This window comes from Shouchella lonarensis, assembly GCF_900096965.1.
GTDB lineage: Bacteria > Bacillota > Bacilli > Bacillales > Bacillaceae_D > Shouchella > Shouchella lonarensis.
This window is the reverse complement of the sequence record NZ_FMYM01000005.1, coordinates 48,927-64,048: the sequence shown is the minus strand read 5'-3', so window position 1 is coordinate 64,048 and position 15,122 is coordinate 48,927. Positions and strand designations below refer to the sequence as shown.

Annotated in this window: 15 protein-coding genes; all 15 read right to left on the bottom strand. The window is 41.2% G+C overall.

Translation table 11 applies throughout. The features are described 5' to 3' along the window. Window positions 1–82 precede the first annotated feature (82 nt). Window positions 83–490 carry a YqxI family protein gene (locus tag BLT29_RS06225; protein WP_090775453.1) on the bottom strand — a complete coding sequence of 136 codons (408 nt, stop codon included), beginning with the start codon at window positions 488–490 and terminating at the stop codon, window positions 83–85. A gap of 713 nt (window positions 491–1,203) precedes the next feature. Then, window positions 1,204–2,055, bottom strand: coding sequence for a hypothetical protein (locus BLT29_RS06220; RefSeq protein ID WP_090775452.1), 852 nt, complete (start codon window positions 2,053–2,055; stop codon window positions 1,204–1,206). A gap of 91 nt (window positions 2,056–2,146) precedes the next feature. Further along, window positions 2,147–2,431 carry a hypothetical protein gene (locus BLT29_RS06215; protein ID WP_090775451.1) on the bottom strand — a complete coding sequence of 95 codons (285 nt, stop codon included), beginning with the start codon at window positions 2,429–2,431 and terminating at the stop codon, window positions 2,147–2,149. Window positions 2,432–2,433: 2 nt separating this feature from the next. Further along, complete coding sequence (locus BLT29_RS06210; protein ID WP_090775450.1) at window positions 2,434–2,835, bottom strand: DUF5082 family protein; 402 nt, start codon at window positions 2,833–2,835, stop codon at window positions 2,434–2,436. Continuing rightward, entirely contained in the window at window positions 2,835–3,407 is a 573-nt protein-coding gene (locus tag BLT29_RS06205) for a T7SS effector LXG polymorphic toxin (protein ID WP_090775449.1), read from the bottom strand. The genes BLT29_RS06210 and BLT29_RS06205 overlap by 1 nt, the downstream gene beginning before the upstream one ends. 5 nt (window positions 3,408–3,412) lie before the next feature. Further along, the gene (locus BLT29_RS06200; protein ID WP_090775448.1) at window positions 3,413–4,840 is read right to left on the bottom strand and encodes a hypothetical protein; all 1,428 of its coding nucleotides are present in this window, start codon (window positions 4,838–4,840) and stop codon (window positions 3,413–3,415) included. A gap of 2 nt (window positions 4,841–4,842) precedes the next feature. Further along, window positions 4,843–5,322, bottom strand: a complete 480-nt coding sequence (locus BLT29_RS06195; RefSeq protein ID WP_090775447.1) for a DUF1433 domain-containing protein — start codon at window positions 5,320–5,322, stop codon at window positions 4,843–4,845. 277 nt (window positions 5,323–5,599) lie between these two features. Continuing rightward, complete coding sequence (locus BLT29_RS06190; protein WP_090775446.1) at window positions 5,600–6,004, bottom strand: hypothetical protein; 405 nt, start codon at window positions 6,002–6,004, stop codon at window positions 5,600–5,602. Window positions 6,005–6,047: 43 nt separating this feature from the next. Further along, on the bottom strand, window positions 6,048–6,551 hold the full coding sequence (locus BLT29_RS06185; protein WP_090775445.1) for a YqxI family protein: 504 nt from the start codon (window positions 6,549–6,551) through the stop codon (window positions 6,048–6,050). 151 nt (window positions 6,552–6,702) lie between these two features. Continuing rightward, on the bottom strand, window positions 6,703–7,731 hold the full coding sequence (locus tag BLT29_RS13860; protein WP_281241404.1) for an N-acetylmuramoyl-L-alanine amidase: 1,029 nt from the start codon (window positions 7,729–7,731) through the stop codon (window positions 6,703–6,705). Next, entirely contained in the window at window positions 7,731–8,144 is a 414-nt protein-coding gene (locus tag BLT29_RS06175; RefSeq protein WP_090775444.1) for a phage holin family protein, read from the bottom strand. The genes BLT29_RS13860 and BLT29_RS06175 overlap by 1 nt, the downstream gene beginning before the upstream one ends. A 76-nt stretch (window positions 8,145–8,220) precedes the next feature. Next, window positions 8,221–8,451 (bottom strand): hypothetical protein, encoded by a 231-nt coding sequence (locus BLT29_RS06170; protein WP_090775443.1) that lies wholly within the window; start codon window positions 8,449–8,451, stop codon window positions 8,221–8,223. After that, window positions 8,444–11,983 carry a phage tail protein gene (locus BLT29_RS06165; RefSeq protein ID WP_090775442.1) on the bottom strand — a complete coding sequence of 1,180 codons (3,540 nt, stop codon included), beginning with the start codon at window positions 11,981–11,983 and terminating at the stop codon, window positions 8,444–8,446. The genes BLT29_RS06170 and BLT29_RS06165 overlap by 8 nt, the downstream gene beginning before the upstream one ends. 18 nt (window positions 11,984–12,001) lie before the next feature. Then, window positions 12,002–12,706 (bottom strand): distal tail protein Dit, encoded by a 705-nt coding sequence (locus tag BLT29_RS06160; protein ID WP_176763833.1) that lies wholly within the window; start codon window positions 12,704–12,706, stop codon window positions 12,002–12,004. Beyond that, window positions 12,699–15,062, bottom strand: coding sequence for a phage tail tape measure protein (locus BLT29_RS06155; RefSeq protein ID WP_090775440.1), 2,364 nt, complete (start codon window positions 15,060–15,062; stop codon window positions 12,699–12,701). Before BLT29_RS06155 ends, BLT29_RS06160 begins: the two co-directional genes overlap by 8 nt. Between the last annotated feature and the right edge of the window lie 60 nt (window positions 15,063–15,122).

Sequence of the window (15,122 nt, the reverse complement as noted above, 5' to 3'; positions counted from 1 at the left end):
TTTGTTCTCCCCTTCCGTTTACTATGTATATATGTTAAGCAAAGCAAGCGCCCTTTAGAACAGGACGCTCTCTATTAACAGTTTACAAAATCCACCCAGCTACAATCTTTGCCAAGGTTTTTGCGGCATTTTTAGGAATTCCCACCTTCTCGAATCCTGTAGCTATCGCTTTTTCAGATTTCGTTGAGAATTTATCCAGACCATCAGCCATTTTTTTAGAATACTTTTTTACCAGATTAGCATTCTTTTTGCTCAATGGTTTGATGATTTTACTTAGAATATCTCCTCCATGCCTTAACGCCTGTTTAATCGTCCAAAGTTTCCAGCCTTGCTCTTCAATAATATCATCATCATATTTCCCGAGATCATCAAAGTCCTTTTTTAACTCCATGTTCGGGACACCGTCCGTGGAAGCGGATGCAAAGGAAGGAGCAACCAACATAAACATTACCAAAACTGACAAAGCAGCTAAAAACGATTTCATAGCCATGAGCAAAATTTCCCCCTTATTATAGGTTTGTCATGGTATCAAAATAATACCACAACAAGAATCACAACGTCAACAAACTCCAAAATTTAATGTATGCACACGAACTTCCTAATCTACACCATTTTGACCACCCCCTAAACAAAGTATATAATTAACGCAAAAGTAACGAATAGGCATCCCTTCATTAACAATGAGTTATTCTATAATGCAAGTTTAGCACAATATTGATCAATGTCTACAATAAGTTATCTTCTTTTTACGACTTTAAAACACATAATAACCTAAGATAAAGTAGTGTTTTTTGATGAAAAAAGCATTTTATAGGTGTTAATTGTATTTCTTAATCGTATAAAGTCGTAAATTTTTTTGTTCGTTTGGTTAATTTTGTGACCATCTCACAGTAATCATATAAGGTACTAACAGGTTAGATAAATCTGAATTTATTTGACGATAAACAAAAAGAACCACCCCTTGCAACAAGGAGCAGTCCTACTGGATGAATACATCATTCATATATGAAAAAGGTGATGTGATGTAAATTTACTATAGCACAATGGGATTACTAGCGCAACAAACTGCCTATCAAAATAAAAAAGAAGGGCAAAAGCCCTCCCTATACCGTAAATCACCTAGGCGGTGACGCTTGTATTATAGCACGTTCCCGCCTGTTGTATATGTCTAGTTTTGTCGCCAAACAAGGCAAATTCTCTTTCTCATATTATACGATTCATATCTTTTTTAGCTAAATACATAGAGAGAATCTTTTTCAGTAGTATCAGTCTACGCATTTTAGGTCCATTTTGCCGCATAGGCAATAGCAAAAAATGAATAACTCCTCCCAAAAAAACCATCATCCCAAATATAATATAAAAGTATATCATAAAAGAAGAGACAATCACGTCCACAAAAGTAGGATCATTCAGCTTTTCTTTTTCTTCGGGATCGTTCAACATTTGTACTTTCCCCATATCAAATATAAAAGTAACAAACGCAACAGAGAAGGCAATTACAGCAGGCGGGATCATACTTGATAAAAAAGCTGAAACAGATTTCTCTTCTTTTCTTTTTATCTCCCTTTCTATTTTCCTCTCCACAATTGGAAGAGCATGCTTACGTACAATGCACTCATTCACCTTTGGATTATTCAACCAATTATTTATCTCTTCTTCAGCTAGTTTTTTTTTGAAACAGTCTAATTTGCTCTTTAATTTCTCGCCCGTAATGTTATATGCCGAACAGACAAGTGTATCACTACGTTTAATTAATATAGCAATTGGAATTACAACAGGAATGACAAAAAATAATATTACTAGTCCAATAGCTGATTTCATTCCATCAATATAGGAGAAAATAATTCCACTAAATTTAAACCAAAAGGAAATCAACAAGAGAAAGTATATAGATTGCCAACAAGCCATGCGTATATATTCCACCCAAATATCAATCCTCTTTTCCCTTCCCTCTTTTGTATGACAAATCTCTGTAAACCACATATAAATGGTAGTAAATTTAGTTCTATTCTCTATACGCCTTAATAAGTCCTTCACTTCTTGTTCAACATCCACATTGATTACCCCTTCCTTCTCTATAAATTTTTAACGCGTTTACCTCCATATGTACAGCACCTAGCCTTCTCTCACCAAGACAGGGCTATACCTAGTCACTTTCATTCGCCAGATATTCACGCAACTCTTTTTGCTTGGCGCGGATTTTGATTTTTGCATTCTCAACAAAATTTACTACATCATGATTAAATTCTGCTGCCATTGCATCAATATCCAAAAGAACACGGGGCGGCTCAATACCTGCCTCTTTGGCTGACTCCACCATATGCGGTGTAAACATGTCTAACTTTATCATCTCATCAAATTGCTTGTACGCCGTTTCAAGCTTTTCTATCGCTTTTTCTGGGTCATAATCATATTTAGGCTTAGAATCCACAGTTACACCATCCTTAATGACCAGTAGAGCGAGTCTATTTCTGCACTTAGCAGACTAATTTGCTTAGATTTTGTTGCTATATCTGTTCTTACACGACTTAACGCCGAATCAATTTTACCTTGTGCGTCCTCAAACTGATACTTTAATTTCTGCTGGTTATCCTGCCACCTCATACGCACATCGTCTTGATAATAAAATGCTTCTCTCCCTTTCCAACGCGGGTCAATTTGAGGCTTCCATACCAGAGAGGATTGACTTCTTACCTCTTCTATCCACTGATCTAAAGTCCGGCGCGCGCCTATCAGTCGTTCTTCATCGCCCTGAAGCCGTTTTAGGGCTATTCTTTCGTCTGTTATCCTACTGCTGTTATTTCTTATTTTTGCTCGCATAGCTTCCTCGTTCATTACCGGATGCCCCCTTTCGCCGCTCTCGCACTATGTAAACGATCCCGTAAAACAGCGTTCAAGCTGCACACAGTACTCTCAAAGTTTTCCATTAAGGTACTCAGCTTTTTAATTCGGTCACGCGCTTCACCGGATGTTTGATAAACGTTTTGAGCGTTCAGATGACCAAGAGAGACAAGATCAGAGACAAACAGTGAGACTTGTTTAAAGCCCCGCTCTAATTCCCGTGTTTCTCTATTGATTGTAGACACTTGATTTTTTAGATCATGCGTGATAAATTCTTCATCCCACAATGCATTGTTATTATCAAGATCGGCTAAGCGGTATTGTGCCCTACTCAATACTTCTATGTAGGTATGATTAAAGTCTATTACTTTCTTAATTGCGGGTAATTTTACTTGCACATACAGTGCACGCACGCCGTCTCCACCTTGACCCTGTAAAACGTCCTCACAATTGGCTATTCTCTCCATGGCTCCTGCTGCAACGGACAACGCTTCAATGTAATGTTGTCGGCGAACAATCTCATAACCTAACATGTCATGTATTTCTGCAAAATCAAACGTTAACATCTTATTCACCCTAACTTTAGCGCTGCCGCCAGTTCTTTATCTTTATCCCAATACTTTTCGAGCGCTGCTACTTCCCTGTGCGCCCCGTCAATTAAGCGTGTCAAAAACACTTTCGCTAAATGACTAGACTCATTGCCTATACTCAAAAGTTCAGTGAGTGCTGGCGACTTAGTTTTAATAAAATGTCCCGGTCTTGCAGGAGGAGTAATGCTTTCCAAACACCTAATTAACATGTGGAAATCATTTAGAATCTGTACATTAGCTAGAATATGACTAGACGAGCCGCCCATTCCTCCACCTAGAACACTTCGGATTCGGTCATATAGAGTGGGATCATTCGCCAGCATTTTAGATATGGTAGGCATTATATTCACGTTACTTGCACCAGAATTTGACATCATAAACATTGCGCGCTCAAACGCATATGATCCTGTCAATATATCAAAAGTCATATACCGTGGATACATCATGTTGATAGCCGCCTGCAACATTCCTGATTGAAAACCGATACCACCTAAGGCAGTACCTAAAACGCCCCACGCAAAGCCTGTCCGTGGCGAATTCATGCCAGCCCACATCATGTTACGTGCTCCAGTTGGGCTAATATCAGGGTGATAACCGTCGTAGGGCGCGATACCGTCTAGGATCATGCCTTCATCGTCAAAAAATTTATCGTATGCTCTAGGCAAATGGTTGTCATACATGTTCATACTTCCAGTGTCGAGCTTTATTTCAGTTCCTATTTTTGGATTCCACCATGTTTGCAGGTTTCCTAAAAAGTCCCAATCCACGCGATATTGCCTGATAGATTTATCGAAATCTCCGGCATTGATGCGTTCTTTTTGTTCAGCAGTAAATAGATCGTATGCAGATGGGGTTGAAAATGTAGTAGCACTGGCAATATTAGGGTTATTCACATGGACATATAACGCTTTTCTTCCACCCTCAGAATGTCCGGTGACAGTAATTCTTGAATTTGAATATTTTTTGTGTACCTGATTGGCGAAATTATTTGCTACATCATACGGATTGTCTCTTTTTTGCTCTTCTGTTCTCTCTATTGGCTCTTTCCCCTGTAATTTACGTCGAGCATTCCGCAAATCATGTCCAACATCTTCTCGGGGAGGTGCACTCTTAATGTTGTTACGGTACGACTGTGCCCAAGAATCAGTAGTTGCATCAGTGCCACGGTAAGAGATGACTACTTCGTCACCCTTTTTTACCGCGATTGCGTGGACATCGTGTGTGTCATTTTGGATTATATCGACCACTTCCCAACGTTCGTAGCTCCACGAACCATCCGGTTTATCTGTACGAATTCGTAGCGACTTACCAACCTCATAAGGACTGTCATCGCCTTTATTATAAGTAACACTTGAAAGATGTTGGTATACTGCATCAGTAGTCGCGCCAATTGACTTTTTATTACTCATATCTATTCGTCCTCCTTATTCCATTCCAAAAAAACCTTAGATTCAGTAACGCCACTCACTTCAAATTCATCATTTATAGTCACACCAAAATTCATTTCAGGAGCATCATTAACATAACCACCAACCGAAATATGCCCCATGGGGTTTCGTCCCTTATTTGTTACCTTGATACTTTCAACACCCATGTAATTTTCCTCTAAAAAAGACTTGGCTACTTCTTCCGCTCTCTTCATATCCGTATCTTCTTGCATATAACATCCTCCAATTGATAGCAAAATAATGATAGCTATAGGCAACCATACCCACATCTTTCTCGTTAACCACAGAGTAAAAGCAATGACAATAATTCCAGTTACAATGCCATAATAAACCCCATAAGCAAGCCATAAATGCCATGTCAACGCCTTTAAAAAACCCGAAAACCACCCTAACAACAGAAACACAACAACCGCAATTAAAATATACAGTTTCTTTTTACTCATGACCCACCCCGCTTCTTATCCTCTGTAAGTGTTTACAAAGCGCGTTATCCTTAACATTATTGTAGCGCACCGCGCAAGCGCTATCAACTGCAAAAGAGTATCTATGGCACTGTTTTTGTCATCATTTATCGACACCGATAGCATATATTGTTGTTTACTATCTTTAAAAGTCGATTCCTTTCGTTCAGTAGGAAAGACACTATTAGTAAGAAATATTAGACATATCAGGGCATAAAAAAGCCAGCGCTGATTAAAGCGCCAGCTTAAAAATTCAAGCTCAAACACATTTAGAAAAGTATAACTCAGTTAATCCGCTTTGAATTCCTTGACTCTGTAAAGATTCAAACAGATCATCAATCATTGCTTCATTTTCAGTATCCAATGCTTCCATGAACAACTGTTTGACCTCCTCACGTGTGGGAGAACCTTCTTTATAAAGTAAATCCCTAGAAACACGTGGAAAGTCTTTTTTTGACACAGGCTCCCCTTGTAATCGTTCATTTAAGATAAACATAAGGGCATCTAGTCTCATTCTAGATTCACCAAAAACGTTGTTTTGAACAAGCCAATTCCAAAAAGCATATTTCTCGTCCGTCTTTTTAGAAAACGAAAGAAATTGGACTGCTTCTTGTAAAAATTCCACCTGTTCCTTTAGCTGTTGAATTTGCTGTTGCTCACTCATTCTAAACATACCCCTTTTAAATGGAGGAATCCCCCGTATTTAATTAAAAGATAAGCCAGTTCACAACTGCTTTAACGGCATCAGCAATTTGCATCGCATCGCCGCCCTTCATTTTCAATTGTTTTGTCAAGAAAGTGTAAAGCTTATCCTTCACCATATTAGCTGTCACATCAGGAATTTTTGCTATCTTATCTAACTCATTGGCAATCTTACCTGAATTTTTATTAAAAGCCTTTGCAGCACCTTTATCGAGGTAACCAACAAGTTTTGAAACCTCTTTTCCACCATTACGAATAGCGGAAGCAAGAAGCTGTATCGCTTGTTTCGCAATCCAACCTTTAACGCCCTGTTGCTCAACCCGATCAACAGAATGACCATTTTTTAATTGCTCAAAGTTTGTAGACATTGTGAAAGTAGAAGATGGTTGAGAAACCGTTCCTTGCGTAGCTGCCGATGCCTTACTTGTTGCTAAAGTAGAACCAATCCCAGTTGCAATCAATGTAGCTGCAACAGTAGCACTGATAAGCTTTGAAAGTTTTTGCTTCATGTTGTCATCTCCTCGTATAATATGTTTTATCATGGTGCTCTATCATTCTATCATATCAAAAGGAGATGAACAACATAAAAAGCAGACTTTTTTGAACAAAAATTACACTAGACAAAATTAGACCAATTTCAACATAAATCCTATATTATTCCTATAGTAATGACAGGATTTTAGCGCGCGTCTTTAAACCATATACACCGTCTTGCACTAGCCCATGCATACTCTGGAACCTTCGTACCGCGTCCGCCGTCATGGCACCATATACACTATCTACCCCATTATTTTTTGCGCCTTTGTCGGGGTAGTAATGCAGTTTTGCCAGCGCTTGTTGTACTCGTCGGACATGCTCTCCACGTGGATACGGTCGGCGTGCGCGTAGCGTTTGTGTGGTCAAGCTAGTTTGCTTCTGTGCAGTTGCACTTGCTTGTCTTACTGTGGATTTTCTTGCTGTTGCGATAGGCTTGCCGCTCCCATTCGGCTTAAAGTCTACATATTTGGTACTTGCGGTGATATAAAGTCCGCTTTTTAGCTGGTACATATCATAGCCACCCACATCTAGCTTACGCGTAACCGTAAACACTTCCCCTGCTTTAACGGTCTTGTGTCTTGCATCCCACGCCGGACGATCATACACCCATAGTGTCGCCGCTTTAACCGTTACCGTGCCGATGCTGTCACTGTTGTTAGGCGGTTGCTGTGGGCTAGGTTTTGACGGCTCTTCCCCTGCAATTAGCTGTTTAAAAGCAGACCATTCTTTAAGCAATCGAGTAGGACAATTTTTACCCGTCCAATGTTTATGAGTAACCACACAATCAATCGTGATACCAAGTTCTTTCATTAAATATCGAACCAACCAAGCTGCATTTTCTTTTGTCTTGTTAAAATTCCCGTCTTGGTTAACACACAATTCCACACCAATTGATTTCTGGTTCCCCTCGCCCCCTGCATGCCAACCCATTTCATCCACAGGTAAGTGCTGAATAATCTCGGTGTCGTCAATCGTAAAATGCCAACTAACAGACCGACCACCAGCACCGTTATGCAAGTATCTTGCGTGCGTTGCGGCATTTGCACCTTTTCCAGTGTTTGCTGTTTCATGTACTGTGATATGTGTGGCTTTGATCTTTGTTTGTGGACGGATACGCGCACCTACTTTAATAAAATCCTTTTTAATCTGCATTATTCGTTTCCCCCTGTTTCTTTTTTAGTCGCTTCTGTCTCCATCACTTGGAGCTTTCCAGCTAGCTTCTTAGGAACAACAACATTCATTTGAGCGAGATTCTCTAAAATGCTCAGTCCTTCGTTGACGATGTAAAAGATTACAGTCGCATATGTGATCGCGCCACCCATGCCTAACACCTTGTCCACGACGTTTGCCAGTACAACGACAACCAAGACCAACAGCTTACGTGTATACCCAAACAGGCTCGTTCGGCTCCACAGGGTGCCATTCTTAATCGCTTTTGCAACACCTGTTATAATATCAAGTGCCATAACAACAAGTAATAAGTCCAAAAACTTCACGCTACCAAATAAATATAGGCGCGCTACCTCCAAATTTTCCATGTTTAAAAATAATGATACGTGCTCCATTTACTCAAATCCTTTCCTATTTAAAATTAGACATAAAAAAAGACCGCAACGGTCTCATATGCATCATCTGCATTACTCAGTTACGGCAATCACCTCCCTTACTGCCATCTTTCCACGCTTGTAGTTCCTTCTGTACTTCTTCGAACGCCGCCGCGAAAGTTTCGCATCTTGTTTGCGATTCTGCAAGTTCTATTTCGCGTTGTCCTAACCTCGCCGCAAGCTGCTCTGTAATGCGCGCTTTATTGCTTAGTTCGATACGCATTTTTTCTTCTTCTGTCAATTGTCCCATCTGTTCAGTTCTATCCATTCCGCACGCTCCTTTTTAATTCAATCAGTTCTTCTTGCAGCATTTTAATTTTAGCGTTCTGCTGCTGCACTTTGATGCCAATTAGTGCAGTGAGATCGTCCATAGCTATTCCTTTGTTTTCGTCGCTTATCTTGATTTCTTTGGGGCTTTCTTCATAGATCAAACCTAAATTTTTCCTTACAAACGTTGCAGGGTTTTCTTCTTCCGCATCATTTTTGTAGTGATATGTCACAAAATTTAATTGATCAAAAACGGATGAATAATAGTCAATATCCACACCTTGTATATTTTCTTTTTTATCTCGTGACGAATCTTTATGAAGGTTCTTGTAGTTCATGTGGACGATATATGATCCCCATATCCATTCGCCAGATACCCCCAAGTATCCATATGCGTGCTGACTTGGATACAAACTTGGGTTTAAGTCACCACTGCTGCTTTTATGTGAGTACATGACCCAAAATTTCTTGTTTTTACTTTTATCCCGATGTACCGAAAAATGAAACTTATCAGCGTGGTGCGATGCAATCCGATCAGTTAAGAAATGAGAAGCTCCTGCGCTATATATAGAAAAAGTTTCTTCTGCGTTTGCACCGATATAACCCATATTCCTTTCCTTTTCATCGAAAAAACGCAACACAGCAGGGCTGCCGCCTTTGTAATTTTTAACCGCTAGCAAAATGCGCAATTTACCATTGCTATCATAAGAATGCAGACCCTCCTTATCCATTTTTAAAACCTGTCTAGTGCTGCTATTACTGCCCATAGCCATTATTGCGATGTTAGCGGCATCTATATACCCCGATGTAATCTTACTAGCATTGATATTAGACACTTGTAAATCTGTAATCGCTCCATTTGCAATATTGGCGGTGTCCACTGCGAGCCTGCCTATTTTGGCGTTTGTAATTGCGCCGTCTCTGATCTGCCCTGTTTTTATGATGACATTTTCTATATGCGCGTCCGTGATCTCGCCTTTACCGATGGCAGCTTTCCCGATGGCTCCTTCTCGTATGAGGGTTTTTCCGTCTATTTCTATTAACTCGCTTTTAATTCTAATCCGTTCCGGCTGCATGTTAATTGCAGAAATGAGCCCGTCTTTTTCAACTTTTGCGGCTATCTCATTGGCTTGTACAGTTAATTGAGATTCAGCTTGTGACAGACGGTTCGTTAGTGTATTGACTTCTGTTTTAGTTGCACGTAAGGCTATTGCATTAGCTGTTTGGTCAAGTGTGGACTGGACTGCTTTTATTGCTTCTGTGTTTTCTTTTTTTACTTGATCAACCTTGGTATGGATTCCTTTTGCCGTTTGTTCTAAAGTAGATACATTTGACTTTACTTTGCTAACTTCACCCGTTAGATCGTCAACAACCGTTGTTGTTTTATTTACAACGCCGTGGATACCAGCAATCGTTGCATCTAACGTGGTTTGCCGCTTTTCATAGATCGTTTTTTCCACGTGGGAGCCTAATTTGTTGTCTGTCTCTTTCTTCGTGTACACATTTGTTGCTTCTGCTTTTGTTTTTAACCCTTCCGCAACAACTTTCACTTGCGACTTCACACTAGAGACTTCGCCCGTCACCTTGTTCAGTTCTTCTTTCTTCGCACGTGCTTCAATTGCTTCTGCGTGCTGTGTCAATGTCGTGGTTGTGCGAGATAGGGATTCATCGACATTGCTTAGCTGCTCAATTGCTTGTGATACCCTATCTTTTTCCTTATCAATCTCATTTTTTACAGTCGTAACTTTTCCATCTACACCAGCAAGTTCTTGTTTTAGTTTTTCTTCTGCTTTTTCTAGCACTTCAACGCCGATCGTTTCCGATAGCTTCGCTTCAATTTCTTTTGCCTTTCCGTGAATTTCTTCATCGGTATATTGTCGCGCTTGTTCATTGATCTTTTCCCTAGCATCCTTTGTAATCGTATCAAAATCAATCGTTTCATCAGCCAGCAGCTTTGCTGTTTTCGATAACTTTTGTAACGTTTCGGCATGCTCTTTTCCAAACAATATTTCACGGGAGATGATTCTTTGCGTCAAAGCAGTGGATTCATCGGAAAAATCTGAATACCTATCATGATAGTTAAATGCCCGCACACGCACATAATATTGTTTATTGACTTCGCCGTGATAACTGTAGCTATTGCCGTAACCACGCCACACGAGCGTTTCGGGAGACGGTATAAAGCCCTTTACTTCACTAATATACACCTCATAGCCAGCAACATATGTCGCAAGATAATCATAATCCCAGTCAATTTTGATCGCGGCAAATAGCCCTTCTGTGGTTACAATTGGCACATCAGGTATAATGTTTGGATACTTACTCGCATCAATCGCGCCATCCTTTGTATCCCACAAACGACGCTTGCTGTCTATTTCATTAGCGATCTTGTCCAGACGGTCATCAAAACTGTGGAGTGATAGGAATTGTCCCATTTCAACAATGGCGGTGTTGTCAATGTCTAACAAATCATATTCGAGCGCGATCACTCGCGTTTGCACCTCAATTGGTCGGGAAAAATTGCGATCAATGACGCGCGCTGTATCTCCCAAAGAGACACGCTCATGATCATAGCCAGCTAGCGACTCCAATAAATGCACCGACAAAAGATAATTGACTTCAACTTGCTTGGTAGCCTGTAATTGCTCCCACGTGGCTTTTAGTAACTCCTTTGCGTCCTCTATGTCTCCGTCTTGCCAGATTGCCGCGCGGTGCAATAATTTGCCGTTGTGATTGCGTCCATACTTTTGCAGTAAAGTAGGATCACCTACCCAGCGTTGCCCTTTTGGCTTGTCTGTGGGATCGCCTTTACTCTTTTTCCATTCCACACCTGCAAAGTCGATGTATCTTGTGTCCCCGCCACCTTCCGTTTCTAAAGACGCACCCCGTCCATATAAAGACGTAACGGGATACGATAACACACGCCGTTCAATTTCTTCTATATTATAGTCCACCTCTAGTCGTTTCCCGTTATCCACGCCGCGACGAGGTACAATGTAAATCTTACGCGATGTAATGCGATTGCCGTCAAACGTCACCGCGTCCCTAAACTCACCGCCCCAAACATTTAAAATATCCCACACGGCATCAATTGCGGTGACATAATAGAAGTTTGTGGATCGTTTGCCTAACTCTATACCCACACTGCCCGTCCATCTCGTCCCCTCCAAAGCTGCTTTTAATGCCACATCTGCTGTTTGATCATTAAAGCGCTTGTCCGTTACGATGTGTTCTTTTAGCTCCATGTAGGCGGGTTCACAGATCGCCGTGGTTTCCGTTCCTTCTTCCATACGCACGTCTTCGATTTCCTTAATCGCAAAAAGGCGCAACTCATTCTCCTTATCCTTCACCACGACTTGATTTTCTTCCATAATATAGCGTGCATCCGCTTCATCCGCTAACACTGTAAACGTAAACGGCTGATCGGGTACTTTGTTTAGCTCTTCGCGTAGCGTTGCGCTGATGAGTCCTTTTTCTTTTGTAATTGCTGTCAATAGCTCATCTTTTGGACTAAATATATATAGCTCTGCCATTGTGTTCACATCCGTTCATTAATAGAATCGCTCTGTGTATGTGATATGTGTTTCGGCGCTTGCTTTCAACTTCATCCGCGCGGGCTTGAGCGCAAACCAATTAGAAAACAATGACAGTAACGGCATTCTCACTGTGCCATTTAAAACAATTTTACGCTTGGAATAGTCAATTTCTAATGTATCACCCTTGCCAAACGTATAATTTAGTACGATCTTCCCACCTGCATTGTTTTCTAGTGTGTAATTTATTGTTTCTTCATTAAAAATGGTTTTACTTGTCCAGTTTGCAGGCAACTGACCGCCTATATTGTACTCCACAAAAGATGTGCCCACAGTTAGTGTTTGAGTTTCCCCCAATGTATCGAGTATCAAAAATTCAATTGTTCCACCTCTGTGATCTGCCATTTCTTCAAAGTCTTCTAACGTGTTTTCTACTATTGCCATATAGATTATATCCGGCTCATCGTCAAAAATCAGCGGGGCAGGTTCGTCTGTAATTAACCAGCTTGACAACTCTCTTTTTCTCGTTGTAGCATCATCGTCCACTACATAACTAATCGGTTGCGTGATCGTCCGCAATTGTTGTTTACTATGCCGCAACCGATGTAAACCGTTTATGCTTAATACATCCCGTGTGATCGGCGCAAATGGTGCTCTCTCGCGTCCATCTCGTAAGTAAATATTATCTTTGCGTATATTGTTAAAAGTGAATGAGCTACGCACGTGGTGACCTCCTACGTCTATATTCGCGGTGATCTTGCAACCTCGTAACCTCCCCGACCACGCTTTGTGCAATGACTTTACCATCTAGGGTTAAGTAAATAGGTTGCCCGCTTTGGTTGCTTTGCATTTGCGCCGCGAGCATTTTTCCAATCTCTGCAAGCAAAAACTGTGGGCTAGCACTTGCACCACTTGTCGTCGTATTAGCGTTTATTTTTGCGGTGTACTCATGGTCTTTCGGTAGATTTAGAAATGCTGCATCTCCCATCTTTTCAGCCGCGTTTTTAACCTTACCAACCATTGCGGTCATGCCTTGTTCAAAGCCTTGCCCTGTGTACTCTCCGAACTTTTTAAACACCTTTGACGGCGACGCAATGCCTAGTAGGTTTTTAGCCCCTTGGATAGCTCCATCTACAACACCTTTTACAGAGTTGACCACTTTTTTTGCCATAGATTTTATCCCGTTTATGAGACCATTTATAATGTCCTTACCGATCTGCCATAAGTTGATGCCCCGAAAAAATGACATAACGTTATTCCAGATGTTGCTGATAGTTGATCTAATCTTGTTCATCGTATTTCTAATGCCCGTAAGGAGTGACCCAAATCGCCCCGTTACGGTTGAAACAATACCAGATACAATTGATCCAAAAAAGCTCCTAATGCCCGACCAAATAGACCGTATAAAGCTATTTACCGCATTAAACACGTTAGTGATAGTTGTCTTTACGCTGTTAAAACGTTGACTAAAAAATGATACAATACCGCTCACAATCGAGCCTAAAAATGACTTGATACCCGACCATATCTTATTAAAAAACGTAGAAATAGCCGTGAAAATCGTGACAATAATTTCCTTTGCCTTACCAAACCAACTCTTAATAGTTGCAACGAGTCCTTTTATAAAATTACCGACCGCTATTGAGATCACATTCCATATGTTGATAATTGTTGCCTTTACCGTATCCCAGTTTTGATATAACCAAATACCCGCTGCTACCAATAGCCCTATTGCCGTGATAACCAATCCCACAGGGTTTACTGCCAAAAACATTAGCGCCTTTCCTAACGATCCAACCGCCATGACTAGTGTTGGGATAATCTTGAGCACTGAACCCATACCCATTGACATCATACCAAAAGCAGTTAACAAGGGACCAAGCGCCGCCGCAAGACCGATTGCACCTACAATAAGCGTTTGCGTTTGGGGGGATAGCTCTTTAAACCATTCGAGCACCTCTTTTACCTTCTCCGCCATACTTTGCAGCGCCGGAATAACTGTATCTTGAATAATAGGGGCTAGCGTATCTCGTAACATCGGTGCCAAGTCTGCGCCAATTTGCATAAACATCTTTTTAAAGACTTCTGTTAGTTTATCTAATTCGATTCGAAAATTATTTGCATCGTTTAGGCTGTCTTCTCCCATGACTACGCCCAATTCGCGCGCTTCTTCTTTGGCTCTTTCGATTCCGTCCGCACCCATGCCAAGGATAGGTGCTATATCTTTCCATGCACCGCCGAAAAGCTGTGAGCCTATAGCGTTACGCTCTAACGGGTCTTCCATTTGCGACAATGATCTCATTAACGTGTCAATTTGCTGATCGGGCGACATCTTTTTGAGATCACTGTAGGACACACCCATCTTTTTTAGTGCTTCGGTGGCTTTGCCTCCCTCAGCTTCAAGTTGTGGGATTTTGCGCACTAGCCCTTCCACAGCTTTTGTCATGGCTTCTTGTTCGACTCCCGCAACTGTGGATACATGTTGCCACTCTTGAATAGCATCCGTAGACATTCCTGTGATTTCACTTAAATCCAATATACGGTCGGCTGATTCTCCTGACGCTTTCGCAAGCGCAACAAGTGCCGCGCCGCCTGCCATAATCGGTGCTGTCACAAATTTAGTCAAACTCATACCAGTATCTTTTGCCTTTTTACCGACATCTTTCATCTTGTCGCCGGCTTTGTGCATGGCGGTTGAAAATCTTTCAAACTTGGTCGGGGTTTGCTGTAGCTGGGATTCGAAGTGTTTTAGTTTGCTTTCCGTCTCTACCAACTCACGCTGAAAGGCTCTGTACTGTTCCTCGCCAATCTCCCCGTTTTCAAACTGCCTTTGCACCTCTGCTTCCGCGGCTTTTAGTTGTTTCAAGCGATCTCTTGTAATAGACACTTGTTCGCCTAGCAATTTTTGTTTCTGCGCTACTAGCTGTGTATTTCCGGGATTAAATTTCAAAAGTTTCTCAACATCTCGAAGCTCTTTATTCACATCACGAGACCGCTTATTGACATCTCCCAGCGCTTTATCAAGTCCTTTTGTTTCCCCGTCCAATTCGATTGTAATACCCTTTATGCGCTTGCTCACAGACTCACCCCCATTCTTTAAAAGCTGTCATAGTCTGCCTGTGTGGCTTTGCGTGTTCTC

What these genes read in the sequence shown, in the direction of transcription:
- BLT29_RS06225 (WP_090775453.1), bottom strand. Translation starts at nt 490, where the DNA reads ATGGCTATGAAATCGTTTTTAGCTGCTTTGTCAGTTTTGGTAATGTTT.
- BLT29_RS06210 (WP_090775450.1), bottom strand. Translation starts at nt 2,835, where the DNA reads ATGAACGAGGAAGCTATGCGAGCAAAAATAAGAAATAACAGCAGTAGG.
- BLT29_RS06205 (WP_090775449.1), bottom strand. Translation starts at nt 3,407, where the DNA reads ATGTTAACGTTTGATTTTGCAGAAATACATGACATGTTAGGTTATGAG.
- BLT29_RS06200 (WP_090775448.1), bottom strand. Translation starts at nt 4,840, where the DNA reads ATGAGTAATAAAAAGTCAATTGGCGCGACTACTGATGCAGTATACCAA.
- BLT29_RS06195 (WP_090775447.1), bottom strand. Translation starts at nt 5,322, where the DNA reads ATGAGTAAAAAGAAACTGTATATTTTAATTGCGGTTGTTGTGTTTCTG.
- BLT29_RS06190 (WP_090775446.1), bottom strand. Translation starts at nt 6,004, where the DNA reads ATGAGTGAGCAACAGCAAATTCAACAGCTAAAGGAACAGGTGGAATTT.
- BLT29_RS06185 (WP_090775445.1), bottom strand. Translation starts at nt 6,551, where the DNA reads ATGAAGCAAAAACTTTCAAAGCTTATCAGTGCTACTGTTGCAGCTACA.
- BLT29_RS13860 (WP_281241404.1), bottom strand. Translation starts at nt 7,731, where the DNA reads ATGCAGATTAAAAAGGATTTTATTAAAGTAGGTGCGCGTATCCGTCCA.
- BLT29_RS06175 (WP_090775444.1), bottom strand. Translation starts at nt 8,144, where the DNA reads ATGGAGCACGTATCATTATTTTTAAACATGGAAAATTTGGAGGTAGCG.
- BLT29_RS06170 (WP_090775443.1), bottom strand. Translation starts at nt 8,451, where the DNA reads ATGGATAGAACTGAACAGATGGGACAATTGACAGAAGAAGAAAAAATG.
- BLT29_RS06165 (WP_090775442.1), bottom strand. Translation starts at nt 11,983, where the DNA reads ATGGCAGAGCTATATATATTTAGTCCAAAAGATGAGCTATTGACAGCA.